Genomic DNA, 24,275 nt, shown 5'->3' on the forward strand with positions numbered 1-24,275 from the left:
AAGAATCATCTGGCTTTAGATGGGATGAGACGGCTGGCCGCTGAGGGAGCGGATGCTGAGGACAGGAGCGAGCCTCCCTTGCACCACGCCCACTCCCTAACGTAATGAAATGCACTTCACTACCCCGAAGGTTTAGCGCGAAGCACCAACTCGCTAACCTGCTGACCCGCTAACGCGAAGCGCTAACCCGCAGGGCTACCTCGAAGAGCTAACGCGCAACGCTAAGAAGGCTCTTCCACCCGCCCGCCATCCTTCAGCTTGTACACCTTGCCGCGATAGTAAAAGTTCTCCCCACCATAGCTGCCCGCCCACAGGATGCCGCCCAGCAGGTCACGCAGCGGGTAGATCAACGTGTTCTTCAGCCACTGATCGTCGCCCAGCACGCCGAGCACAGCACCCGCCTGCAACCACCGGTTCGCGACCATCGCCAGCAGCCACAGCCCACCCAGCGCCGCATGTCCCGAGAGCACACCCCACGCCAGCCCAATCAGCCCATAGGGCATCGCAAACGTCAGCCCCGTGCCCAGGTGTCCCCACGGCCTCGACCGCCGCGTGCTCTGCATCCAGCGCAGTTGGTTCCGGAAGCTCAGCCAGAACGGCGAGTCCTGCACCATCAGCCGGATCGTGTGCGACGCCATGCGCACGCCGTATCCCTTCGTCGCCAGCCGGTTGCCCAGCACAAAATCGTCCGCATAGAACTGCCCCAGCTCATCGAAGCCGCCCACAATCTGGAAGCCTTCCTTGCGCAGCACCTGCGTCGCGCCCAGCGCAAACTTCGTTCCCTCCAGCATCGTCGCCACCAACACGCCCGAGGTCATCTCGACGCTCTTGCCCACCGCATCCAGCTGTGAAGCAAACCCTGCGCCCTCATGTGCCGTCCCCAGGTACAGGCACGAAGCCAGCATCATCTTCGGGTCCTTGAGCATGTTCACCACGCGCACCAGGTAGTTCGGATCCACCCGCACGTCGGCATCGCTGGTCACATAGGTCGCATACTTCGCCTCGGAGTCCAGCTTCGCCAGCGAGTACACCTTCGCGTTATGGAACTTCGGCATCGGCTCGCCGCACGTGACGTACCGCGCGTTCACCTGCGGGTAGCGTGTCCCCACCCGCTGCGCCAGTTGCAGCCCCTCGTCGCTCGCCTGCCGCGCGCAGAACAGCAGCTCGAACTCCGGGTACTGCTGCTCGAAGAACGTCTCGAGGTTCCGCTCCAGGCCCTCCTCCGTGCCATGCAGCGGCTTCAGCACGCTGATCGGAGGAAGGTACGTCGCAGGCTCATGCTCCTCGCGCTGCTTCCTGATCCCGAAGCGGATCGCCGCCACCAGCACCATGCCGCAGTAAATGGTCGAGGTCACGCTGCCAACCAGCGCCACCCAATACAAAATGTGAAGAAAAATATGCATCCGAAGGGAGACGCTCCCATCGCCAAGTCACAGCGCAGCGTCCTACCCAGTGTAAAGTAGCCCTGCCGCAACCGCTGCACCCCGGAGAAGCACCCCACATGCGCCGCTTCGTCGTCCTCGCATTTCTGTTTGCCGCCCTGGCATCAGCTCGCGCCGCCAGCTTCAACTGTGCCCTCGCAAAATCGCCGCGAGAGCAAGCGGTCTGTGCCGACAAAAGCCTCTCCGCGCTCGATTCCAAGACCGGCGAGTCCTATTCGACGCTTCTCCACCAGCTCTCTCCAGCAGCGGCGGAGCAGGTCCGCCAGGACCAGCGTTCCTGGCTCCACTGGCTCGACCGCGCTTGTCCGGCGCACACGCCACAGGAAGGCTGGAAGATCAGTGATTGCCTGGCACAGCAGTACACCCGTCGCCTCGCGGACCTCTCCGCAACTCCGGGAAACACCCCTGGCACGGTCTTCTATCCGCGCGCTTACTTCGGATTCAAACCCGATGAGGATAAGGATCCGATACCCAACGATCCGGGGTTCGGCACTTGCGAATTTTCCTGGCCGCAGATCGATTCCTCCACGCCCAACGCCGCCGCGTGGAACGCCGCGGCGCACAGAGCCGCCGTAAATCTGGCCCAGGACGAGGACAACAAGCCTCCAGTCGACTTCTCCAGCTACGACTGTGGTGGAGGAACAATCGATATCGACTACGACCTGCTCGCCGCGAACCCGCACCTCGTCGATGTTTCCTTCTCCGTCGCCACCTACGGATACGGTGCCGCCCATCCTCAGGAGAGCCGGCAGAGTTTTCTCTGGTGGCTTGACCGGAGCAGAGCCGTCACCGTCGACGACGTTTTCAGCCGCCCGGCTGCATCGGACGGTCGCATCGTTGACCTGCTCATCTCGAAGCTGGGCAACTTGAACGAGAGGAAAGAGATGGGCCTGGATGAGAAAGGTGTGGCCGGGGCTACCCGCGAAGAGCTGGCAAAGACCTCGGCCTGGACGCTTTCAAGCTCCGGCCTGATGATCACCTTCAATCCCTACGAGATCGGCCCGTGGGCCCTCGGGGCGCCAACAGTCTGCGCATCCTGGAATGAGTTGCAGCCAGCACTCAATCCTGCATTGCGTGCCCAGGATCTCCCAACGCTGCTTCCAACGCGCAACGATTTCGTCCCATCCTGCAGGAAATAGCGCGAACCCCAGCTGATCTTCGCGAACTCTAGCTGATCTTCTTGCGTGACGAAGCAGCCTTCGCAACCACCGCAAACGGCCGCTTCACTGGCACCAGCCCCGGAGGGTTCTGCGCCTGCTGCATCCGCGCCAGCATCTCCGTCCGCACGTAGTCCACAAACCCCTGCATCTGCCGGTTCATCTCTTCCATGCGCTCGCGCATCTGCAGCACCACCGCGATTCCTGCAATGTTTACGCCCAGATCCCGCGCCAGATTGAGGATGAACTCCAGCCGCTCCAGGTCCTCATCCGTGTACAAACGCGTGTTTCCATCGGACCGCGACGGCCGCAGCAGACCCTCGCGCTCATACAGGCGCAGCGTCTGCGGATGGATCTGGTACATCTCGGCAACCGCCGAGATCATGTACGCGCCTTTGGATTTACGTCGAGTCGCCACGCGAAAAGGATACCGCGCCAGCCCTGCCGAGCGCATCCTAAGAAATGTATGAAGAACGCATTCTCGTTGCTGAAGTCCCTCGCCGTGGCTGGCGCCGCCATCACCGGAGCCGGCATCGCAGGAGCCGCGGTCGGCGGAACAGTCGTCGCCGCCGTCGCATTCCAGGCCCTCCGGTCGCGCCCCCTGGCCGATGGCTCCGTCATCTTGGTCACCGGAAGCTCACGCGGTCTGGGACTCGCCATCGCCTCACGCTTCGCCCGCAACCGGTCCGGCGGAAACAAGGTCCGCCTCGCCCTCGTCTCGCGCAATCGCGCCGAACTCGAGCAGGCCCAGGCTCAGATCCTCGCCCAGCATCCCCACCTGCAGCCGTCAGACTTCTACCTCATCGCCGCCGACCTCGCCGAGCGCTCCGAGTGCGAGCGCATGATCGCCGAAACCATCGCCCACTTCGGCCGCATCGACGTCCTAGTCAACAACGCCGGCATCATCGAGATCGGCCCCATCGAGTCCCAGTCCCTCGAAGCCTTCGAGCGCGCCCTGAAGATCAACTTCCTCGCCGCGCTCTACGCCACCTGGGCCGCGCTCCCGCACATGCGCACGCAACGCGCGATTGACGGTGCCAGAACCCGCGCCCGCATCGTCAACATCGCCTCCATCGGCGGCAAGCTCGCCGTGCCCCACATGCTGCCCTACTCCACCGCCAAGTTCGCCCTCGTAGGCTTCAGCGAAGGCCTCCACGCCGAGCTCCGCGAGAAGGGCATCCGCGTCACCACCGTCTGCCCCGGCCTCATGCGTACCGGCGGCGAATCCCATGCGCAGTTCGTCGGCGACGTCGAAGCCGAAAAGAAGTGGTTCAACCTCGCCGCCACCACACCCCTCATCGCCGTATCCGCGAAGCACGCCGCCAACCGCATCTACCGCGCCACCATGTCCGGCCGCGCCGAGATCACCATCTCCCCGCAGGCCTGGCTCATGGCCCGCACCGCCGGCCTCTGCCCTGAAACCACGCAGTTCGCCAACGCGATCGCCAACCGCTTCGTGCTACCCAAGGCCCCGACCTCTGAACAAGTCTGAGCCTTGGAGGGGCACCTTTGATTTGGAGGGGCAGTTTTGAAGGGCGAGATTTGAGCTTTGAAGGGGCGGGACTTCAGTCCCGCCGTCAGTGGGCTCATTGCAATGCGGCTTCAGCCGCTGATGGCATGTCGGCAACGCTCTTCGCAACAGCAGGAGAAGCCCCTACGCCGCAGGCCCCGCAAACAGGATCAGATTCCCGTCAGGATCTCTCACGACGAAAGTCTTTGCCTGCCACGGCTCCTCCCGCAGAACCTGGGCGAAAGACACATCCGCAGCCTGAAAGTCGCCGAAGAGCTGCTCGATCTCGACCACGCTACCCAGCGTGATCGAAGCCGACAGAAGCTCCTCCCGCCCGCGAATGTCCTCGGCAAAGAAGGCCTCATCCATCGACCGCAGCGCCAGCAACGCACCGTCGCGCCTCACCTGCCCATAGAACGGAGGTTCGCCATACACAAAGTCAATCGTGAACCCAAGCTTTTCGGCGAAGAACTCAGTGGATGCGATGAGGTCGCGAACGTACAGGTGCGCGGCCACGGAGGTAAGAATCGGCTGAGAGTGTGAGGGCGTCTGGGACATGGCAAGTTTATCTTACATGGGGCACGGACTGTAGATCACGGCTTCAACCGCTGAGGGCATTTCGGCAACCTCAGAGTCTGCCTAACTCGCCTTCGACAGCTCTTCCTTCTGTGACTGTGCTTCTCTGCCGGCCTTGATCAGCAACCGCAGCGCCTCATTCACCGCCTGCGAGTCCGGAAACACAGCCTTCACATCAGCATCCAGCGAGACGAGGTTGAGCTTCCTGAACTGTCCAGCGATATCCGCATCAATGCGCTTCATCTTGGAGAAATCCACTTCAGCCGAAAGTTCATCAGGAACGTCCATCTCTTCCTTTAGAACCCTCAAAGCGAAATTGACGGATTCTTCCGTCGGAAACGCCTGCTTCAAGTCGGGATCGAGCGTAATGGTGTCGTCCTGATCGTGATATCGGGCAGCATACTTGCCGCGCACGCCTCCAGAAAAGTCATATTCCGGCAGCATGTCATCCAAGTCGTTAGTCTTCATCTCCGTGCTCATAGACTCTCCTTTCCTGGCGCGTCGGTTTACGAGCGCTGATGATGCGGATTTGCAATCCTCGTTCGGCGTGAACCACTAACAACAGTCTGCTCTCGGCCGACATACCGAGCAACAGAAATCGATTCTCCTCCGCGGAATGCAGCGGGTCCGGGACGATGACGCTCAGGAGATCGCCGAAGGCCGACGCCGCTTCTAGAAATGAGACGCCATGCTTGATACGATTGGCAGCCGCCTTCTCGCTCTCCCATTCAAAGCGCAGCCGCCCCGCGTTGAAGCGTACAAGGCTCATACGCTCTTCAGCATCTCGTCCCGAGGATCCTCCGGATTCAGCTTCTGCAGCTCCCTCAAAATCTCCTTCGACCGCTCGTCCTGCACCTTCGGCACCACGATCTTCACCTCGACGATCTGATCGCCCCGAACACCTTCATGCGTCGCATTCGGAACGCCCTTCTCGCGCATGCGCAGCTTCTGCCCTGTCTGCGTTCCTGGCGGAATCTTCAGCTGCGCCCGCCCACCCTGCGTGCCTGTGCCGTCAATCGTCGGCACATCGATCTTCGCCCCCAGCGCGGCTTCCATCACTGTCACCGGCACGGAGATGTGGATGTCATCGCCCACGCGCCGGAACAGCTTATGCTGATCCACCTTGATGATCAGGTACAGGTCGCCATTCGGCGCGCCTTCCGTGCCCGCATTGCCCTTGCCCGCTAGCCGAATGCGCTGTCCATCGCGCGTCCCCGCCTTGATGCGGAAGGTCAGCGGTTCGCGGCGCGTCAGTACGCCCGCGCCATCGCACGTCGTGCACGTGTGCTGCACCTTGCCCGAACCTCCGCAGCGCGGGCATTGGATGTTGAACTTCATGCGCCCGCCCATCTGCGTCACCTGGCCCGTCCCCTGGCACTCGGGACACTCCATGCTTCCGCCCGTCACCGCCTTGCCCTTGCACGTCGGACATTGCTCCTGGCGCTGAATCTCCAGCCGCGTCTCTCCACCGCGGATCGCCGTCCAGAAGTCGATCTCCACCTGGTACTCGAGATCGGTGCCTGGCTGCGGCCCGCGCGCCTGCCTGCCGCCACTGCCAGAGAACATGCTCCCGAAGACATCCCGGAAGCTCCCGCCAAAGCCCTCACTCGAGTTCTGCTTGGTGCTGCCACTGAAGCCCGAAAAGTCGAAGCCGCCAAAATCGAACGGCACGCCGCCCTGCCCCTGCGCTCCCGCCGCGCCATACGCGCTCGCCGCCGCGGCCCCGCCCTGGCGCGCATAGGCCTCCGCCGTCGCCGGGTCGATGTTGTCCGAGTAGAAACCCAGCTGATCGAAGATCTTCCGCTTCTTCTCATCGCTCAGCACGTCATTGGCTTCGGAGATCTCTTTGAACTTCTCTTCCGCCTTCTTGTCGCCCGGGTTCACATCCGGGTGATACTTGCGCGCGAGCTTGCGGAACGCTTTGCGGATCTCATCCTGCGTCGCGCCCTTCTTCACGCCCAGCGTGCCGTAATAGTCCTTCTGTTGTGTTGCAGCCATCGCTATGCCACCCTGCGCTGAACTTCTTTTTCAATATTCGCGAGAAGATCCCTCTTTGCCAGCGCAAGCTCGTAGGACTTCTGCATATTCATCCAAAACTCGGCCGAGGTCCCGAAATATCGCGCCAACCGCAGCGCGGTATCGGCCGTGATGCCACGCCGCTCATTCACGATCTCTGAGATTCGCGTCACGGGCACCCGCAGTGCCATGGCCAGAGCGTTCGCCGAAAGATCAAGCGGCATCATGTAATCCTCGCGAAGAAACTCGCCTGGATGAATTGCCACCAATTGATCGTTTGCATTCCGTACTGCCATCGCACACCTCAGTGATAATCGACGATCTCGACGTCGTGAGCTTCCTGTCCTTGCCAGCGAAAGCAAACGCGATACTGGTCGTTAATGCGCAGACTATACTGGCCAGCGCGATCACCCTTCAGCTTCTCCAAGCGGTTTCCCGGAGGATCGCGAAGGTCATTCAAACTCATGGCAAACTCCAGAGCACCCAGCCGGCGTGCCGCAACCCTCGCGATGTTCCCGAAGCGGCTGCTCTTTCCCGTGAGAAACACCTGACGCGTCTCCGCGTTCGCAAAGCTCCCGATCACCGCAACATCGTATCACGCGACGCGTTATACGCTCCGCGTTCAACCCCTTTCCGCTGCCTGGCACACTGGACACCAGTACAAGGTTCGCGCCGCGACCTCGCGGCGCTGAATCATCGTCCCGCACACAAAGCACGGCTTCCCATGCCTCCGGTAGACGTAGTGCACCTCTTCCTTCAGCGGCAGCCCGGTCTTCTTCACCGGCCGGTCCTTCGGCCGCGTCGTCACAATCCTTCGGTCGACCATGCCCGCCTTCAGCAGCGGAATCGCATCCTTCCAGATCCGCTTCAGCCGCGCGACCGGCACCTCATTCCCCGGCATCATCGGATCCAGCCGCTCGCGATACAGCAACTCCGCCCGATAAATGTTGCCAATGCCCGCAATCACATCCTGCTCCATCAACAGCACGCAGATCGGAGTCTTCGCCTTCGCCATGCGCTCAAACGCCGGCGCAGGATCGTCCGGTTCCTCGCCTGCCGGCTTGCCCGTTGAGCCAAGCGGATCCGGCCCCAGCCGCTCCAGCAACGCATCCCACTGCGCATCGGTCCACACACTGCAGTCCGACGCTCCACGCAGCTCCAGCCAGTCAATCTCCTCGGGAGCGATCGTGCTTGATCCATCATCGGACGAGTACCAGCCATGCCGAGTCGTCACCGCAGAATTGGGTGCCCCATTTCTCGCGGCCTTATCGCGAGAAGTGGGATAGGGCCACATCCGCAGCCGCAGTGCACCCTTGACCTCGGCTAGTGGCCCTTGACCTTCCGTCCAGTCGCCGAACCGCCCCAGATGCACATGCAGGATGCGATCCTTCCCGAATACATACCCAAGATGCTTGCCATGCGCCAGCACCTTCTCCAGCACCCGCCCCTCCAGCCGCTCCGTATCGACGGTGCGACCGCTGGGACTCTCCACATGCATCTTCAACCCGGCAAAGGCGGAGCGATGTCGCTCCGCCCACCGGTGAATCTCATTTCCTTCAGGCACGCTTTAATTCCACACCGATGCAGCCTTGATCGCCTCAACGTTGAACAGCTTGTCCGGCTCGGCCTCGCCCAGCTTGCGCGCAAACTCCTCCGCCTCATCCTGCGTAGCGAACATCGAGGTGCTGTACAGTCTGCCGGCGCTCAGCACACGGCAACGCCACATCACATCGCTGAGGTGCTCGCTGCCAAAGCCCAACCTGTACCCGACGTGGCCAGGCCACGCCTGATCCGTCCGATCGTCTCTGCCCTGCTCGTTGAAGTTCGCCATGGTATCCACCCCTCCCGGTTCCTGTTGCCCGTTCTTCCGCGTGTAGATTCCTCGTGGGACGTACCTATCGTCCCTTGCGGACTACTTGTTCTAACCCAGATGCACCCAAATCGTTCCGGATGCAACTTGGCCCTTGACCCTGACCCCTTGCTCCTATGCAGCAAGGAGGAACCCCGCACCGTCTGCGGAATTCCTCCTCCACTGCGTACCTCTTACTACGCACCGGCCCGGCATTCGGTTCTCTGCACCTGTGCAAAGAACCGAACCAAGCCGATACGCCTTACTTGTGGTCCGCGTCCACGTACTCGGCGTCGATCACGCCTTCGTCCTTGGGCTGCTCGGCCTGCTCGGTCGTGCCGCTCGCTGCTGCCGCACCGTCCGTCGGCGCACCCGCTGCGTTCGCCTTGTACACGATCTCCGCAAGCTTGTGGCTGGCAGCGGTCAGCTTCTCGCGAGCCGCTTCCATCTCCGCCTTGTTCGGATCGCCCGCCAGGAGGCTCTTCGCATCCGCCAGCGTCGACTCGACCTCGCTCTTGTCGGCTGCGGCAACCTTCTCGCCGCCATCCTTCACCAGCTTCTCGACGTTGTACACCATGGAATCGAGCTGGTTGCGAGCCTCGATCTTCTCCTTGGCTTCCTTGTCCTCGGCAGCATGCGCTTCGGCCTCCTTGGCCATGCGCTCCACCTCGTCCTTGCTCAGGCCCGAAGAGCTCGTGATCGTGATCTTCGCGTCCTTGCCCGTCGCATTGTCCTTCGCGAACACGTTCAGGATGCCGTTGGCGTCGATGTCGAACGTCACCTCAATCTGCGGCACGCCCCGCGGAGCCGGCATGATGCCGCCCAGCTTGAACTTGCCCAGCGTACGGTTCTGGTTCGCCATCGGGCGCTCGCCCTGCATCACGTGAACCTCAACTTCGGTCTGGTTATCGGCCGCCGTCGAGAACGTTTCGCTCTTCTTCGTCGGGATCGTCGTGTTGCGCGGGATCATGCTCGTCGCCACGCCGCCCATCGTCTCGATGGAGAGCGTCAACGGAGTCACATCCAGCAGCAGCAGGTCCTTCACATCGCCCGCGAGCACACCGGCCTGCACCGCCGCACCAATCGCGACGACCTCATCCGGGTTCACGCCCTTGTGCGGCTCCCTGCCGAACAGCTTCTTCACCAGCTCCTGGATCGCCGGCATACGAGTCTGTCCACCGACGAGAACAACCTCATCGATCTTGCTCGCGTCGATGCCCGCATCCTTCAGCGCCTGCTTGCACGGCCCAACCGACTTCTCCAGCAGATCGCCAACCAGCGACTCCAGCTTGGCGCGGCTCAGCGTGCGAACCAGGTGCTTCGGCCCGCTTGCATCCGCCGTGATAAACGGCAGGTTGATCTCCGACTCCTGCGCCGTCGACAGCTCGATCTTGGCCTTCTCCGCCGCGTCCTTCAGACGCTGCAGCGCCATCTCGTTGCCCTTCGACGTCAGGTCCAGACCGGTCTCGCTCTTGAACTCCGAGATCAGCCAGTCCACAATCCGCTGGTCGAGGTTGTCGCCGCCCAGGTGCGTATCACCATTGGTCGACTTCACCTCGATGACGCCATCGCCCACTTCCAGGATCGACACGTCGAACGTACCGCCGCCGAAGTCATACACGGCAATGGTCTCGTCCTTCTTCTTGTCCAGGCCATACGCCAGCGCAGCCGCGGTCGGCTCGTTGACGATGCGCTTCACATCCAGACCGGCAATCTTGCCCGCATCCTTCGTCGCCTGGCGCTGCGCGTCGTTGAAGTACGCCGGCACCGTGATCACAGCCTCGGTCACCGACTGGCCCAAATAATCCTCAGCAGCCTTCTTCAGCTTCTGCAGGATCATCGCCGAGATCTCCGGCGGGGTGTACTCCTTGCCCTGTGCCACGACAACAATGTGATCGCCCTGCTGCACGACCTTGTACGGCACCATCTTCATCTCGTCGTTCACTTCGTTGGACCGGCGGCCCATGAAGCGCTTGATCGAGTAAATCGTGTTCTCCGGGTTCGTGATGGCCTGGCGCTTCGCCACCTGACCCACCAACCGCTCGCCATTCTTTGTAAACGCGACGATGGACGGCGTCGTGCGGCCGCCCTCTTCATTGGCGATCACCTTCGGCTCGCCACCCTCCATAACGGCGACGCAGCTGTTGGTGGTCCCAAGATCAATTCCAATAATCTTTCCCATAATTCCGGCTCTCCTGCCCCTGATCGGGTCCTGCTACTAGCTCGGATGCATGATCCGAGGAACTGGTGACATCCCTAATCTCGCATGTGAGTCAGTTACTGTCAACTTTATTGATGCAGGAAACCACCGTCGAGTTTCAGAATCTTCAGCCACAGTTCGCCAACCTCTTTACAAACGAAGCGGAGGCCAAACTCGAAGCTCACAACTCCAAGCCCCAAACTCGATCCGCCCTTTTTGTCTTTTGCCGGTCGGGTGCTGACCACCCCCACATCGCTACACGATGAATCAAACCGCTGCGGGATCCTCGGTCGCCAACCGCCGCGCCATCAACCACCCCAGCAACAGGACCGACCCCACCGCCCCCACCACGCACTCCGCTCCCGCCACTCCCCGGCCGCCAAAGTGCTCCCCGCCCCAGCCGTCCACCAGAATCATGTACTGCACCGGAACGTTCCCCAGCGAGTTGATGATGCTGTACCGCGTCGACCCGCTCTTGCCGGAGTCCCCCATGAACTCCAGGATCACCGCCGTAAAGTTCGCGTAGCAGGCCCCCACCGTGAACAGGTACAGCGTCACGCCGGTGAAGTAGAACGCCGGATCCATCTTCCCTAGCCACAGCACCGCCAGCGCGGCGCAGTTCACCAGGTTCAGCCCCATATAGAGCACCGGCGCTCGAGGCTTCAGCCCCAGCTTGCGCAGAACGAACGGCACTCCCGCGAACGTCAGAGACCCGAGCGCCACCAGCAGGCTGCCAGCAAGTCCGTTCATCCACGCCACGCTGTCGCCCGAGACCCGATACTGCGCCGCCACTCCCGGAATCAGCCCAATCGCCGAGCCACTGCCACCCGGAAACAGCATGCACAACACGTACGGCACGGCCCGCCAACACAGAAAGCTCCCCTTGAACTCCACCCCAACCTGCCGCAGCGACTCCCCGAAGCTGCCCACCGCCAACGCCCGCTGTTCGGGCGCAGCCAGCGCCGAAAGCGCCGGCAGTGAGATCACCGCATTGGCAATCCAGCCCAGGCCACCCGGCGACACCCGCGAGCTCATATAGATCAGCAGCCACGCCGACAGCGCCCCAAACCCCATCGACCCGGCCTGGTAGAAGCTCCCCGCTCGACTACGGTTCGCGTCCGACCGCAGCCCCGCCATCATCCCGCCGCACGCCGACACCACCAACTGCGAGAGTGCCGCGCTCACAAACATCAGCACCACCGAGCTGCGCGACGTCAGGTTCGACTGGTGAAAGCCGAGGTTCATCACCGCGCCGGCCAGCATCCCGCCCAGCAGCAGCCACGTACGCCGCCGCACGAAGAAGTCCGTCACTGGACTCCAGGCAAAGTACAGCCAGGTCGGAATCCCCAGGATCGCCAGGAGGTGCGATTGGCCCCCGGAGCCCACATGTTGCAGGCTCAGCAGGTACGCCAGCACCCCGCCCTGGATCACTCCATTCGCAGTCGCAGCCGAAGGCGCAATCGCAAACCCGAAGATCCACGGCCGCTCGCCCCGCACCGGAGCCACATCCGCGACGTCAGCCCCAACCTGCTGCGGCTGTGCGGCTTCCACGCCAACAGCCTCGATCTCGTTCATGCGTTGTCTCCGATTACCGGGCGAGGTTTACTTCTATCACGCGGCGGCCGCCCGCAAAGTTGCATCTCAGTTCCAAGCAACCGTACATCGTGCAGCCCGAACACGGGCGCGGGCCCGTAGCGACCCTCACGAGCGACCACAACCATTCCCCTTGGAATCCTGACGCTCTTGTTCCGATGGCAACCGTAAGCCTGGCCCCTGTGCGGACCTCGATCTCCTCCCAAACCAGACTCCGTGACCCCGCGCTGGACGGCCTCCGCGGGATCGCGGTGCTGTCCCTGCTCGTCGCAACCTTCTGCGACCCCCTCGCACCCGGAGCGGCCTCCGCACCCGCTCTCACCCGGCTCGGCGCTCCCGCGTGGGCCGGTGGGCTACTCTTCCTCGCGCTTTCCGGCTTTCTGCTTACCGGCGTCATCTGGGAGACCCTCCACGCTCCCGACAGCCCGCATCCCGCCCACTGGCTGCGCAACTTCTATGCGCGCCGCGCTCTCCGCATCTTTCCCCTCTACTACCTACTCCTGCTGATCGCGACGCCCATGGCCGTCGCCCGCGGCACCCCGCTGCACGAGACCGGAGCCATCAAGCTCTACGCCTGGTTCGTTGAAAACCTTCCCTTCCTCACCGAGCGCGCCGCCCAGCAGCCCTCGCCGCTCCACATCCAGCACCTATGGATGGCCGCGCTGATGCTCCAGTTCGCCTGCGTCTGGCCCCTGCTCCTGCTCGCCACCGCCGGCCGACGCCGCGCCCGCTCGCTGGCGCTGGGTCTGGTCCTCAGTTCCATCGCCTTCTGCTGGATCGTCTGGTCCCTGCCATCGATGCTCGGCCTGGTTCACGAGCATGTCTTCGACGAGTTCCCTCTCACCTACGCCTCCGCCTTCGGCCTCGGTGCGGCGCTCTATCTCGTCCGCGGAACCGATCAGTGGAGCCAACTCCGCTCCCGCCTCCCAATCGTTCTCGCCCTGGGCCTCATGGGTTTCGGTATCGTGGCCGTCGTGGAACGCACCTTCCAGCCCACCACGCGAGGCATGTTCCTCGCCGGAATCCCCGCAGCCGGACTAGCCGCCGCGGCCCTGGTCGGGCTTGCGCTGGAGCGAGGCAGACTCCGCCGCACCCTGGCACTCTTTCCCCTCGTCTGGCTCGGACGCCTCAGCTACGGCATCTTCCTTCTGCACCCGCTGCTCCTCGGCCCCGCCAGCAAACTCGCCGAACGCGCCACCCACTCCACCGGCGCGCTCTATGGCTGCTTCCGCCTCGTCCTCGGCATCATCTTGAGCGTCGCCCTCTCATTTCTCTCCTACGAGCTGTTGGAGCGCCCATTCCTCTCCCTACGCCGGCACTTCCCCATCGAGCCCCCGCGGACGTAGCCTGATCCAAAATTCGCCCGTAAGATTCAAGTGCGAAGATCGCGCCGAATCGAGTCGTCCACAACCCCATTGCATCCAACATGAAACCCTGAGGGCTCTGCGCCCTGCGACACCTTCCCACCTCCCCGGAGATGCCCGCAACGCCCTATGGCCGCCGCCGCCCAAACCGCGACCGCTCCACCCGACCAGTCCCAGCTGGCTGCGCAGGGCGTCAACCCGTGGCTCATTGCAGCCTCGGTCATGCTCGCGACCTTCATGGAGGTGCTCGACACTGCCATCGCGTCGGTCGCGCTGCCCTACATCGCCGGTTCGCTCTCTGCCTCCACCGACGAAGCCACCTGGGTCCTTACCAGCTATCTGGTCGCCAACGCGATCATCCTTCCAGCCTCCAACTGGTTCTCCATTCGCTTCGGACGCAAGCGCTTCCTCATGTCCTGCGTCCTCATCTTCACCATCTCCAGCTTCGCCTGCGGCGCTGCCCCCACACTGGGGTTCATGTTGCTGGCACGCGTCGTGCAGGGAGCCGGCGGCGGCGCACTCCAGCCGCTCTCCCAGGCCATCCTGCTCGAAAGCTTCCCGCCCGCCAAGCGCGGAGCCGCCATGGCCGTCTTCGCCTTCGGCGTGGTCGTCGCCCCTGTGCTCGGGCCCACTCTCGGCGGTTACCTCACCGACACCTACTCCTGGCGCTATGCCTTCTACATCAACATCCCCATCGGCATCCTCGCGCTGTACATGATCAACCGCTTCATCCACGACCCCGCCTACATCAAGCAGGCCAAGGCGCCCAGGTTCGACACCATCAGCTTCGCCACCCTCGTCGTCTGGACCGGAGCCCTCCAGGTCATCCTCGACAAGGGCCAGGAAGATGACTGGTTCGGCGCCACGTGGATCCGTTACGCCTTCGTAGCCCTCATTGCCAGCTTCACCTGGTTCGTCTACCGCTCCTGGACCCGCAAGGACGCGCTCGTTGACCTCAAGGTCCTCAAAGACCGCAACTTCCTGCTCGGCTCCATACTTATCTTCCTCTTCGGCATCGGCATCTACTCCACCGTCACCGTTCTCCCGCTCTTCTACCAGGAGCTCATCGGCTACACCGCCTTCACCGCCGGACTCGTTGTCGCTCCGCGCGGCCTCGGCGCCATCTGCGGTATGCCGGTCATCGGCTACCTCTCCAATAAGGTCGACCCACGCTACCTGCTGACCTTCGGCTTCGTCGTCTTCGGCAGCACCACGCTCTACTTCGGCTCCATCACCACCGACGTCTCGCCGACGACTCTCTTCCTGCCGATCCTCATCACTGGCTTCGGCCTCAGCTTCGTCTTCGTGCCCATCTCCACCGCCGCCTACGGCACCCTGAAGAACGACCAGATCGGCAACGCCAGCGGCGTCTTCAACCTGATGCGCAACATCGGCGGCTCCATCGGCATCTCCATCGCCACCACGCTGCTCACCCGCCGCTCCGACGTCCACCAGAACGAAATCCTCGACTCCTCAACAGGCACCGGCCTGACCACGCAGCTGCACTCGCTCACCGGCTTCCTCTCCGGCAGCTATGGAGCCGCGAACGCGACCGCTCCCGCACAGGCCACGCTCTACCGTTCGCTCTCGCAACAAGCCTCGCTGTGGAGCTTCATCGACGTCTTCCGCTGGCTCTCGCTGCTCTGCTTCTTCTGCGTGATCATCGTGTGGTTCTTCAAGAAGGTAAAGCCCGGCAAAGGCCCCGCCGGAGCCCACTAACCGCAGCAGTCCTCATAGCTCACAGCCCGTACAGCGGGCGACCTCACACCCCATCGCTCTACAGAAATCCCTCGCCGGTCAAGGCAATTGCCCTGAGCCCAAAGGCACTACCGCACGCCGAACTCCGCTTTCAAAGGCAGCTCCGCCGGAGCCCACTAGCCGCAGCAGTCCTCATAGCTCACAGCCCGCACAGCGGGCGACCTCAAACCTCATCGCTCTACAGAAATCCCTCGCCGGTCAGTCAATTGCCCTGAGCCCAAAGGCACTACCGCACGCTGAACTCCGCCTTCAAAGGCAGCTCCGCCGAACTAGGCCCCGCCGGAGCCCACTAGCCACAGCAGTCCTCATAGCTCACAGCCCGCACAGCGGGCGACCTCACACCTCATCGCTCTACAGAAATCCCACGCCAGTCAACGCAATTGCCCTGAGCCCAAAGGCACTACCGCACGCTGAACTCCGCCTTCAAAGGCAGCTCCGCCGAACTAGGCCCCGCTTCCACGCGATACACCCCGCTCGGCCGATCCCACTTCTTCGCGCTCTCGTTCCACACGCTGATCGCCTTCGGCTCCAGCTTGATCTTCAGCACCCGCTTCTCGCCGGCATTAAGTTCCACCTTCTGCCAGCCCACCAACCGCTTCCAAGGCTCACCCGCCGCACTCGGAATCGACGCATACACCTCCGCAACCTCCGCACCCTTGCGCGAGCCCGCATTGGTCAGCGTCAGCGTCGCCTGCATCCCATCCGCGCTCACATGCAGGTCTTCATAGCGGAACGTCGTATACGAGAGCCCGAAGCCGAACGGAAACAACACCGGCTTATGCTGCGACTCGTACCACTTGTACCCCACCGCCGCGCCCTCGATGTTGTAGTCCACCTTGAAGCTCAGCTTCCCATTCACCACCGGCTCCGGCGGCTGCGCAATCGTCGCGCGCGGAAGCTCGCTCTCGCTCATCGGGAACGTCATCGGCAGCTTGCCCGAAGGGTTCACGTCCCCGAACAGCACGTTCGCCACCGCATCCGCGCCCGAGCTCCCGGCAAACCACGCCTCCAGCACCGCCGGCGTCTTCGCCAGCCACGGCATCGTCACCGCGCTGCCCGTCTCCAGCACCACAATCGTGTGCGGATTCGCCGCCGCCACCGCTGCAATCAGCTTGTCCTGCCCATCCGGCAGCGACAGGTTCGGCTGGTCGTAGTCCTCCGACGACCACTGGTGCGCGAACACGATCGCCACCTCCGCCCGCTTCGCCTGCGCTACCGCTTCCGCAAGGCTCTCACCCGAAGCAAAGCTGAACTGCGCCCCCGGAGCCTTCGCCTTCAGCGCATTCAGTGGCGACGTCGGAAACCACACATGCGCCTTCCAGTGCCGTCCCGCAGGCTCGCCCGGAGGGTCCACCTGCGCTGACCCGCCACCCGAGATCATGCCCGTATCCGCATGCTCTCCAATCACCGCGATCGACCGCACAGCGCTTGCGCGAAGCGGCAACACCCCGCCCGCATTCTTCAGCAACACCGCGCTTTGCTCTTCCGTACGCCGAGCCACCTCGAAGCCATGCAGCGGGTCCACCACCGACCTCACCACCGGATCATCCACGATCCCCGCAGCAAACTCCGCCTCCAGCACATGCAGCACATGCTCATCCAGCTGCTGCATCGGCACGGCGCCGCTCTGCACCGCCGTCTTCAGCGCCGGGCCATAAAACAAATCCAAGGGCTGCTCCTGGTCCAGTCCCGCCGCCGACGCAGCAACCGTCGAGTGCGTCGCCGCCCAATCCGAAACAACAAATCCCTTAAAGCCCCACTCCCTGCGCAGCACCTCGGTCAGCAGCCATGGGCTCTCGCACGCATACAAGCCATTCACGCCGTTATAGCTGCACATCACCGCATTCGGATGCCCGTCACGAATCCCAATCTCGAACGCCAGCAGGTCGCTCTCATGCGCCGCCCGCTCGCCGATCTGTACATCCACTTCCTGCCGCCCGCTCTCCTGCCCATTCAGCGCATAGTGCTTGATGTCCGAGATCACATGCTGCTCCCCCTCGCAGCGGATGCGAGCACCCACCAGGGTACCGGCCAGTACCGGATCTTCTCCCATGTACTCGAACGTGCGCCCGTTGCGCGGATCGCGCGTGATGTTCACGCCGCCGCCCAGCGTCATGTTGAAACCCTGCGCCCGCAGCTCCTGTCCAATCAGCGCACCATACGCACACGCCGCTTCCGGGTCCCAGCTCGCCGCCGACCCCAGGTTCGAGGGCAGCGCCGTAGAGTATCGCCCATTCTCCGCGCTCGACCGCACACCATACGCCGCATCGCTCTGCTGGATCAGCGGAATCCCCAACCGCGGCACTCCCAGCACGAATCCAGCGCCACCGTTGCCCAGGTAATGGATCGCCTTGATCTCAGGAGACATATCCTCCCAGCCACGCATGCCTTCGCCGTGAACCAGCGCGATCTTCTCATCGAGCGTCAGCTCCCGCAGCACCAGCTCGGCACGCTTCTCCGCCGTCAGCGATTTGTTCATCCATGGGCGGTTAGCCGGAGCTGCAGGCTGCTGCGCGCTCAAGGACGCAAGACAAACGATTGAAGCGAATAACGGCAAACCGCGACGGAACACGAAACGTGACATGCCCGCCATGATACACACGCCATGGCCAGCCGCGCAGGACCAACGCCATCACTCGCACCTCTCCCCTGAACACCTCGCGCCTCAACAGCATTTCACCGTTGAGGCGCGAGGGAGTTCGGGAGACAAATCGGAGGCGATCCTAGCTGGGCTTCTCCGTCGTGCTCGGCTTCTCCTCATCCGTTGCCGGAGCCGCTGCCGGCGTCCGTCCGCCCGCAGGAGCCGGCGTACTCTCCACGATCGGAGGCACCACCGTCTCCGCCGTCAGTGTCGGCGTGCGCTTGTGCCAGTCCGTCGCCTGCTGATATGCATACGCCAGCGCCAGCACCCGGCCTTCCTGGAAGTGCGGAGCCGCGATCATCAGCCCAATCGGCATCCCCGCCTTCGTAAACCCGCACGGCAGCGAGATCGCAGGAACGCCGAAGAGATCGAACGCCCGCGTGTTCGTACAACCGCCGCCCGTCTCAAACCAGTTGTAGACCTTGCCCGTCGGCGGCGTGCTCCGCGCCTCCTGCGCCAGCGAGTCATTGATCTTCCCCGCCTGCATCGGAGTCGTCGGCACCACCACTACGTCGAAGTCCGTAAAGTGCGAATCGATCATCCGCCGCGTCGTCGCCAACTGCTCATGCGCCTTCACGCTCTCCATCGCCGATGCAAAGTGCGTGCCCGGAGCCGGGTTCTCCATCGCCGCAAACCGCGTCCGGTCCGGCCCCATGTAGTTGATCCCGTACTTCTGGATCAGCTCATGGTGATACTCCTCCTGCTCCCCGGTCGTGTCGCCCATCAGGCCCTCCCACAGCGGAGCCTCCGAAGTCACTCCCGCAGTCAGCCCCTTCAGCACCTCCAGCGCCGCCTTCACCGCCGCATCGATTTCAGGATCGACGTGATCGTAGTAGCTCTGCGGCGTGCTCAGCCGCAGGCTCTTCACCGGCTGATGCATCTCCTTCACGTAATCCACCGGGCTGCTAGGCACGCTGTAAATATCCAGCGGATCGTAGCCCGCCATCTGCCCCAGCATCAGCGCCACATCTTCGACCGTGCGAGCCATCGGTCCGCAATGGTCCGCAGACGCGCGGCACGGAATGATCCCGCGAATCGACACCAGCCCGATCGTCGGCATCAGCCCCACTGTCCCACACCACGCGCTCGGACAACGAATGCTCCCACCCGTGTCCGTACCCAGCGCCCCCGGAACCAGCTGCGCCGCCAGCGCCGCCGCCGAGCCCGACGACGATCCTCCCGTGATGTGATCCAGCGCCCAGGGATTCCGCGCCGGCCCAAAGTACGAGACATCCCCCGTGCACCCAATGGCGAACTCATGCAGGTTCGCCTTCGCGATGATGATCGCGCCGCTCTTCTTCAGCTTCGCCACGATCGCCGCATCCTCCGTAGGAACGCGATCCTTGAACATCGGGCTCGCCGCCGTCGTGCGCGTTCCCGCCGTGTCGATGTTGTCCTTCAGCGCCAGCGGGATCCCATGCAGCGGCCCACGGAACTTGCCCGCCTTCTGCTCCGCATCGAGCACCGCAGCCTGCGCCAGTGCCTCCCGGCCCATCACTGTCACGATGGCATTCACCTTGGGATTGATCGCATTCATGCGCTCCAGCAGGGCCTGCACCAGCTGCGTCGGCGTCACCTGCTTCGCATGCACCATGTCCGAGAGCTCAGTCAGCGTCTTCGCCGTCAGCCCCGTCGTTCCACCCGGGACATCCGCCTCCATCGGCCAGCTGTGCAGCAAGCCATTCGCCACCACCGCACCACCACACAGCCGAGTAAATCCACGACGAGTCAGCTTCATTCCTGCGCTCTCCTTCGACCTCAAAAGCCAAATAGCACCCAAGCGATACACGTCGGCGCAAAAGGCAGATAGCCTTCAGCAAGCCTCAAACATGCGGCCAACACCGGGAGAACAACGCTGCGAGTGTGGCTACAGGCTATCGGGTTGCGTTCGTCTCGGCAAGCGAGACAATCCAGCCAGCGCCTATCTTTCGCTCTTCCCGGCCCTGAGCGATACGGGTGCCCCGGGTCCCTCAAGGGACCTGGGCTAGTGCGCGCCACAGATGCTCCGCTTGCGGCTACTGTCCAACAAACACCAAGGGCCGCATGCATCGCTGCACACGGCCCTAGAAATCTGAGAGCTGGACTCTAGCTAGGAGCTAGGAGCTAGAAGCTAAGAGCTAGAAGCTCGCATTTCCCCTACTGATTCACACCACTAGCCAGGAACCCGCCGTCCACCACGATGATCTCGCCCGTCACAAACGTGCTCGCATCCGACGCCAGGTACACCGCCGAACCCACCAGCTCCTCCGTCTTACCAAACCGAGCCATCGGTGTCCGCATCAGCAGCTCCTTGCCGCGGTCGCTCTCATCCAGCAGCTTCTGATTCAGCGCCGTGCGGAACACTCCCGGAGCGATCGCATTCACCGTCACGCCCTTCGAGCTCCACTCCACCGCCAGCGACTTCGTCAGCGCACCCACCGCAGCCTTCGAGCACGCATACGCCGTCACTTCCTTCAGCGACACATACGTGTTCAGCGACGCAATGTTGATGATCCGCCCATAGCCCTGCTCCAGCATCACCTTGCCGAACACCTGGCAGGCCCGCAGCGTTCCCGTCACGTTCGTGTCCATGATCGCGTTCCACTCTTCTTCCGGGAAGTCGAGCGTAGCGGCGCGCTTGATCCTGCCCGCGCAGTTGATCAGGATATCGACCTTGCCGAACTCCTTGATCGTCTCGTCGCACAGCGTCTGCAACGTCGAGCGATCCGCGACATCCGACGTCAGCCGCAGCGTCTTCCCGCCCACAGCCTCAATCGCCTTCGCCGCCTCATCCACCTGCTCCGCGCGCCGCGACGTAGCCACCACCGCAGCGCCAGCCTCCGCCAGCCCAATCGACATCGCCAACCCAATGCCCGACGTGCCGCCCACAACCACGGCAACTTTGCCGGTCAGATCGAAGAGGTTCTTTGCCATCGAAATCACTCGCTCCTTGTATCGTCTTGCTTTGTCTTCGCTCTTAGGGACCTCTGCACCAGCCCCTGTTTTGTCAGGGCTAGCTCCCTAGTTTTGTCGGGCTAGCTTCCTGTTTTGTCAGGGCGGGACTTTAGTCCCGCCATAAGGGAGCGTTTGCAATGCGGCTTTAGCCGCTGAGGGAATGCCCGCGGCTCAATCAGACCGTCTTCACGGCGTAGCACCCAACTTGCTCAAAATCTCATCCGCCACCGCCTCCGGCGCACGGTCATTGATCACGTGCAGCGCATCCGCGGGAGGCTCCAGCGTCGCAATCTGGCTCGCCAGCAGATTCGGGTTCATGTACTCATGCTTGCGCTGCGCCAGCCGGTCCGCAATCAACTCCTTCGCTCCATCCAGCCACACAAAATGCGGCTCGCCCTCAGGCAATCCCGCGGCCAGCGTCACGCGATACTTCGCCTTCAGCGCCGAGCACGCCAGCACGCCACCCTTGCCGCTCTCCTGCCATCCCCGCATGATCCGGTTCAGCTCTTCCAGCCACGGCTGCCGATCATCATCATTCAGCGGATGCCCCGCAGCCATCTTGTCCTTGTTCGCCTTGGGATGGTAGTCGTCAGCATCGGCAAAGACCGTACCCAGCCGCTCAGCCACAAGCGTGCCCACGGTGGTCTTCCCGCTACCCGTGACCCCCATCAGAACAACGATCATTCACAACTCCAAACAAGGTGAAAATGCGGCTCCGGCAGCGCAACGGAGAATAGCAGGAAAAAGTTCGGACCGACAACAAGCCTTTCGCACCAAGGCTCCGGCTCTGGTTTCTCCCGGTCATCTCTCGCAGAGAAGCTGCTGCGCGCCAACGCACAGCAGCCCTCTACTCTCTATTCACTTGCCAAGAAACACCGGCACAATATGCCGGTCATAGAGGTTCGTCGTCACGTTCTTCGCCACGAACTCCTCGTTCGCCTCGAGCGCCTTCAGGTACTTGTCGCCCATCTTCGCCGCCACCTTGAAGCCAACATGCAGCAGCTGGCGGAAGCTTGGATTGTAGGCCGGGTTCTTCTGGTCATGCCGCAGCGCCGACGTGTACTGCTTGCTCGTCCAGCCATCCACCGCATCAGGCGAAGGCAGGTCCGCATGCTTGATGTCGATCACCGTCGCATACGGCTTGCAGAGCTCTTCCTCGTGCGCATAAGCCTCGCGGTAGACCTCCTTAGCAATCGCCAGGCCCTCGCCACCAGCCTCAGCCAGACCAATCAGCTCTTCGAGCCACGTCGTACCCGCAGTCTTCAGGTGAACACCCGCGTCGAACTTCACAATCGCGTTGTGAATCGCCTTGTAGATCGAGAACTTGTCCGAGCCCGAGTGCACGCTAAGCTTCAGGTTCTCCGGCAGCCCATAGCGCTTGATCGCAAAGTCGATCGCCGCCAGGTCTTCCTCGAACTCCTTCGTGAACTGCGGCACATCGCCCACATAGTCCACACCCTTGTTGAACCGCCCCGTAAACTTCGGCGCAATCGTCTGGATCGGAATCTTCTCGTCCGCAATCGCCGCGAGAATAATCAGCAGCTCCACAGGAGTCTGCGGCAGATCGGTCTCGTCCATCGAGACCTCAGCGACAAACTTGCCTTCGCCCTTCGCTTCCAGAATGTGGCGATAGATCTTGCCCGCATCCTGCACCGCCGCCAGGAACTTGTTCGCCACGCCCTTCACAAACGCCACGTCCGTCTTGAATGGCTCCGCGATGCGCGGAATCCGAACCTCGCCCACCAGCTCCGGATGACGCGAGACAAAGCCATCCACATCAGCCGCAGCCGCCGGCTTGCCAATCTCTTCCGCCACGTCGATCGTGTAGAAGTCGCACGGCTTCAGGAACCGGTCCACCGTCTTCAGCGTGATGTGATCCGCGTCCAGGAAGTACTCGCCCTTGAACCCGAGCTCCTTCACCGCCGCATCCGCTGCCTCACGCGTCTGCGTGGGCTCTGTGCCGATGATCGTGTGCTCACGATTGGACTTGTTCCACACGATTGCGATGTCGACGCCATCCTGCGCCGCCTTCATCACCGCCGCCAACTGCGCCTTCGCCTGATGCGCAAAACGATCACCCGTGCCGATGCTGTACTTCGGCAACTTCAATGCTTCCGCCATACCAAATTCTCCTGCTGGATCAAAACTTGAGACGAGGCCCGAAGGGCCAAGGCCACGAGAGCAACGCTCTCCAGAATATGCCCGCGCAGTCAGACCGCGCAAATGCTGCGTCAGACAGGTCGAATATCGTTGCCCTCCGGCCGATCAGCTCCCCAGCGTGAACACCGTCCGCCTCCTGCTGTCATCCACCGGCCATGCCCGCTCCACTTCGGCCAGCGGCGTCGGAGTCGTCGCGATCTTCAACCCCGCCGGCGCCGCCGCCAGCATCAACTCCCGCACCGCCGTCATCAGCCGCTCCATCGGTATGCTCCCAATCCCACTCCCCATCAGCTCAATCGCCGACGACCGCAGCACCGCCCCCGGCAGCGACACCTCCGGCCCACTCAAGGATCCAATGTGTACAAACCGGATCGGCACCGCCTCCGGTGCTGCCTTCGCCGCCGCCATCAGCACCGCCCGCGCACTCTCGCCCCACAGGTAATCCAGCACCACATCCACACCCTGGGCAAACTGCTCCTTGAGCTTCTCCTCGAATTCATCCGCGATCCCACGAAGCGGAATCACCACATCCGCACCCAGCTCCGCCATCTCCCGCAGCGCCGCCTCATCGCGCCCCGTCGCAATCACCTTCTTCGCTCCCATCCACTTCGCAATCTGCACCGCCAGCCGCCCCGCTGTGCCCGTCGCTCCATTCACCAGCACCGTCTCTCCAGCCTTCAGCCGCGCTCGCTCGCGATACGCCGCCCACGCCGACATCCCAGGATTCGCAATCGCCGCAGCCGTCACATCGTCTAACTCATCCGGCAACGCAATGCACTGCTCCGGCCGCACCGTCACCCGCTCCGCCATCGCCCCAAACGGCGCACGCGGCATCACGAAGTACACTCGCTTTCCGCTCGCCAGCCTGCCCACACCATCAATCCCCGGAACGAAGGGAAACATCCCGTTGGAATCAGAAACGCTGTAATGCGAGCCCGCCGCCCGGCTCTTCGTCACATGGCTCATCGCCGCCGCCGTCACCGTGACCAGCTCTTGCCCCTCCGCCACCACCGGCTCCGCAAACTCGCCATACACCGGCGTCTGCCCCACTCCTCGAACCATCGCTGCCTTCATC

At 62.8% G+C, this 24,275-nt stretch carries 22 protein-coding genes; 4 read left to right on the top strand and 18 right to left on the bottom strand.

What is annotated here, in order from left to right; translation table 11 throughout:
* Window positions 1–221: 221 nt before the first annotated feature.
* Window positions 222–1,403 (bottom strand): glycosyltransferase, encoded by a 1,182-nt coding sequence (locus tag AC5E6W_RS03000; protein WP_491750771.1) that lies wholly within the window; start codon window positions 1,401–1,403, stop codon window positions 222–224.
* A gap of 98 nt (window positions 1,404–1,501) precedes the next feature.
* On the opposite strand from AC5E6W_RS03000, the gene AC5E6W_RS03005 reads away from it, so the two are divergent.
* Window positions 1,502–2,581, top strand: coding sequence for a DUF3298 domain-containing protein (locus AC5E6W_RS03005; protein ID WP_491750772.1), 1,080 nt, complete (start codon window positions 1,502–1,504; stop codon window positions 2,579–2,581).
* A gap of 28 nt (window positions 2,582–2,609) precedes the next feature.
* Here AC5E6W_RS03005 and AC5E6W_RS03010 read toward each other — a convergent pair whose 3' ends face one another.
* Entirely contained in the window at window positions 2,610–3,017 is a 408-nt protein-coding gene (locus tag AC5E6W_RS03010; RefSeq protein ID WP_491750773.1) for a MerR family transcriptional regulator, read from the bottom strand.
* A 48-nt stretch (window positions 3,018–3,065) separates the two neighbouring features.
* On the opposite strand from AC5E6W_RS03010, the gene AC5E6W_RS03015 reads away from it, so the two are divergent.
* Entirely contained in the window at window positions 3,066–4,091 is a 1,026-nt protein-coding gene (locus AC5E6W_RS03015) for an SDR family NAD(P)-dependent oxidoreductase (RefSeq protein ID WP_491750774.1), read from the top strand.
* A 162-nt stretch (window positions 4,092–4,253) separates the two neighbouring features.
* Here AC5E6W_RS03015 and AC5E6W_RS03020 read toward each other — a convergent pair whose 3' ends face one another.
* From AC5E6W_RS03020 to AC5E6W_RS03065, 10 genes are all read right to left on the bottom strand, one after another.
* Window positions 4,254–4,667: a VOC family protein gene (locus AC5E6W_RS03020; protein WP_491750775.1), complete on the bottom strand. Its 414-nt coding sequence runs from the start codon at window positions 4,665–4,667 to the stop codon at window positions 4,254–4,256.
* Between the two features lie 81 nt (window positions 4,668–4,748).
* Window positions 4,749–5,153, bottom strand: a complete 405-nt coding sequence (locus AC5E6W_RS03025) for a hypothetical protein (protein ID WP_491750776.1) — start codon at window positions 5,151–5,153, stop codon at window positions 4,749–4,751.
* Entirely contained in the window at window positions 5,143–5,454 is a 312-nt protein-coding gene (locus AC5E6W_RS03030; protein ID WP_491750777.1) for a BrnT family toxin, read from the bottom strand. The genes AC5E6W_RS03025 and AC5E6W_RS03030 overlap by 11 nt, the downstream gene beginning before the upstream one ends.
* Window positions 5,451–6,683, bottom strand: a complete 1,233-nt coding sequence (locus tag AC5E6W_RS03035) for a DnaJ C-terminal domain-containing protein (protein WP_491750778.1) — start codon at window positions 6,681–6,683, stop codon at window positions 5,451–5,453. Before AC5E6W_RS03035 ends, AC5E6W_RS03030 begins: the two co-directional genes overlap by 4 nt.
* A 2-nt stretch (window positions 6,684–6,685) precedes the next feature.
* Window positions 6,686–6,997: a HigA family addiction module antitoxin gene (locus AC5E6W_RS03040; protein WP_491750779.1), complete on the bottom strand. Its 312-nt coding sequence runs from the start codon at window positions 6,995–6,997 to the stop codon at window positions 6,686–6,688.
* 8 nt (window positions 6,998–7,005) lie between these two features.
* Complete coding sequence (locus AC5E6W_RS03045) at window positions 7,006–7,284, bottom strand: type II toxin-antitoxin system RelE/ParE family toxin (protein WP_491750780.1); 279 nt, start codon at window positions 7,282–7,284, stop codon at window positions 7,006–7,008.
* A 39-nt stretch (window positions 7,285–7,323) separates the two neighbouring features.
* Window positions 7,324–8,265, bottom strand: coding sequence for an Fpg/Nei family DNA glycosylase (locus AC5E6W_RS03050; protein WP_491750781.1), 942 nt, complete (start codon window positions 8,263–8,265; stop codon window positions 7,324–7,326).
* 3 nt (window positions 8,266–8,268) lie between these two features.
* Window positions 8,269–8,532, bottom strand: coding sequence for a hypothetical protein (locus tag AC5E6W_RS03055; protein ID WP_491750782.1), 264 nt, complete (start codon window positions 8,530–8,532; stop codon window positions 8,269–8,271).
* A gap of 280 nt (window positions 8,533–8,812) precedes the next feature.
* Complete coding sequence (gene dnaK, locus AC5E6W_RS03060) at window positions 8,813–10,732, bottom strand: molecular chaperone DnaK (RefSeq protein WP_491750783.1); 1,920 nt, start codon at window positions 10,730–10,732, stop codon at window positions 8,813–8,815.
* A gap of 285 nt (window positions 10,733–11,017) precedes the next feature.
* Window positions 11,018–12,325, bottom strand: coding sequence for an MFS transporter (locus tag AC5E6W_RS03065; RefSeq protein WP_491750784.1), 1,308 nt, complete (start codon window positions 12,323–12,325; stop codon window positions 11,018–11,020).
* Window positions 12,326–12,501: 176 nt separating this feature from the next.
* On the opposite strand from AC5E6W_RS03065, the gene AC5E6W_RS03070 reads away from it, so the two are divergent.
* Window positions 12,502–13,689, top strand: coding sequence for an acyltransferase family protein (locus AC5E6W_RS03070; RefSeq protein WP_491750785.1), 1,188 nt, complete (start codon window positions 12,502–12,504; stop codon window positions 13,687–13,689).
* Between the two features lie 147 nt (window positions 13,690–13,836).
* On the top strand, window positions 13,837–15,426 hold the full coding sequence (locus AC5E6W_RS03075) for a DHA2 family efflux MFS transporter permease subunit (protein ID WP_491750786.1): 1,590 nt from the start codon (window positions 13,837–13,839) through the stop codon (window positions 15,424–15,426).
* A 439-nt stretch (window positions 15,427–15,865) separates the two neighbouring features.
* On the opposite strand, the gene AC5E6W_RS03080 is transcribed toward AC5E6W_RS03075, so the two are convergent.
* The 6 genes from AC5E6W_RS03080 to AC5E6W_RS03105 form a co-directional block, all read right to left on the bottom strand.
* Window positions 15,866–17,944 (bottom strand): beta-glucosidase family protein, encoded by a 2,079-nt coding sequence (locus tag AC5E6W_RS03080; RefSeq protein WP_491750787.1) that lies wholly within the window; start codon window positions 17,942–17,944, stop codon window positions 15,866–15,868.
* 244 nt (window positions 17,945–18,188) lie between these two features.
* Complete coding sequence (locus AC5E6W_RS03085; RefSeq protein WP_491750788.1) at window positions 18,189–19,844, bottom strand: amidase; 1,656 nt, start codon at window positions 19,842–19,844, stop codon at window positions 18,189–18,191.
* 398 nt (window positions 19,845–20,242) lie between these two features.
* Window positions 20,243–21,019: a glucose 1-dehydrogenase gene (locus AC5E6W_RS03090; protein ID WP_491750789.1), complete on the bottom strand. Its 777-nt coding sequence runs from the start codon at window positions 21,017–21,019 to the stop codon at window positions 20,243–20,245.
* A 207-nt stretch (window positions 21,020–21,226) separates the two neighbouring features.
* The gene (locus AC5E6W_RS03095) at window positions 21,227–21,724 is read right to left on the bottom strand and encodes a gluconokinase (RefSeq protein WP_491750790.1); all 498 of its coding nucleotides are present in this window, start codon (window positions 21,722–21,724) and stop codon (window positions 21,227–21,229) included.
* A 174-nt stretch (window positions 21,725–21,898) separates the two neighbouring features.
* Complete coding sequence (locus AC5E6W_RS03100; RefSeq protein WP_491750791.1) at window positions 21,899–23,161, bottom strand: tagaturonate epimerase family protein; 1,263 nt, start codon at window positions 23,159–23,161, stop codon at window positions 21,899–21,901.
* Window positions 23,162–23,305: 144 nt separating this feature from the next.
* Window positions 23,306–24,274 (bottom strand): quinone oxidoreductase family protein, encoded by a 969-nt coding sequence (locus tag AC5E6W_RS03105; RefSeq protein ID WP_491750792.1) that lies wholly within the window; start codon window positions 24,272–24,274, stop codon window positions 23,306–23,308.
* Between the last annotated feature and the right edge of the window lies 1 nt (window position 24,275).

The sequence above is a fragment of the Bryocella sp. genome, from assembly GCF_058498515.1.

Excerpts from the sequence above, each read along its gene's own strand:
- AC5E6W_RS03000 (WP_491750771.1), bottom strand. The coding sequence starts at position 1,403 with ATGCATATTTTTCTTCACATTTTGTATTGGGTGGCGCTGGTTGGCAGC.
- AC5E6W_RS03005 (WP_491750772.1), top strand. The coding sequence starts at position 1,502 with ATGCGCCGCTTCGTCGTCCTCGCATTTCTGTTTGCCGCCCTGGCATCA.
- AC5E6W_RS03015 (WP_491750774.1), top strand. The coding sequence starts at position 3,066 with ATGAAGAACGCATTCTCGTTGCTGAAGTCCCTCGCCGTGGCTGGCGCC.
- AC5E6W_RS03020 (WP_491750775.1), bottom strand. The coding sequence starts at position 4,667 with ATGTCCCAGACGCCCTCACACTCTCAGCCGATTCTTACCTCCGTGGCC.
- AC5E6W_RS03025 (WP_491750776.1), bottom strand. The coding sequence starts at position 5,153 with ATGAAGACTAACGACTTGGATGACATGCTGCCGGAATATGACTTTTCT.
- AC5E6W_RS03030 (WP_491750777.1), bottom strand. The coding sequence starts at position 5,454 with ATGAGCCTTGTACGCTTCAACGCGGGGCGGCTGCGCTTTGAATGGGAG.
- AC5E6W_RS03035 (WP_491750778.1), bottom strand. The coding sequence starts at position 6,683 with ATGGCTGCAACACAACAGAAGGACTATTACGGCACGCTGGGCGTGAAG.
- AC5E6W_RS03040 (WP_491750779.1), bottom strand. The coding sequence starts at position 6,997 with ATGGCAGTACGGAATGCAAACGATCAATTGGTGGCAATTCATCCAGGC.
- AC5E6W_RS03055 (WP_491750782.1), bottom strand. The coding sequence starts at position 8,532 with ATGGCGAACTTCAACGAGCAGGGCAGAGACGATCGGACGGATCAGGCG.
- dnaK (WP_491750783.1), bottom strand. The coding sequence starts at position 10,732 with ATGGGAAAGATTATTGGAATTGATCTTGGGACCACCAACAGCTGCGTC.
- AC5E6W_RS03065 (WP_491750784.1), bottom strand. The coding sequence starts at position 12,325 with ATGAACGAGATCGAGGCTGTTGGCGTGGAAGCCGCACAGCCGCAGCAG.
- AC5E6W_RS03070 (WP_491750785.1), top strand. The coding sequence starts at position 12,502 with ATGGCAACCGTAAGCCTGGCCCCTGTGCGGACCTCGATCTCCTCCCAA.
- AC5E6W_RS03075 (WP_491750786.1), top strand. The coding sequence starts at position 13,837 with ATGGCCGCCGCCGCCCAAACCGCGACCGCTCCACCCGACCAGTCCCAG.
- AC5E6W_RS03080 (WP_491750787.1), bottom strand. The coding sequence starts at position 17,944 with ATGAACAAATCGCTGACGGCGGAGAAGCGTGCCGAGCTGGTGCTGCGG.
- AC5E6W_RS03085 (WP_491750788.1), bottom strand. The coding sequence starts at position 19,844 with ATGAAGCTGACTCGTCGTGGATTTACTCGGCTGTGTGGTGGTGCGGTG.
- AC5E6W_RS03090 (WP_491750789.1), bottom strand. The coding sequence starts at position 21,019 with ATGGCAAAGAACCTCTTCGATCTGACCGGCAAAGTTGCCGTGGTTGTG.
- AC5E6W_RS03095 (WP_491750790.1), bottom strand. The coding sequence starts at position 21,724 with ATGATCGTTGTTCTGATGGGGGTCACGGGTAGCGGGAAGACCACCGTG.
- AC5E6W_RS03100 (WP_491750791.1), bottom strand. The coding sequence starts at position 23,161 with ATGGCGGAAGCATTGAAGTTGCCGAAGTACAGCATCGGCACGGGTGAT.
- AC5E6W_RS03105 (WP_491750792.1), bottom strand. The coding sequence starts at position 24,274 with ATGAAGGCAGCGATGGTTCGAGGAGTGGGGCAGACGCCGGTGTATGGC.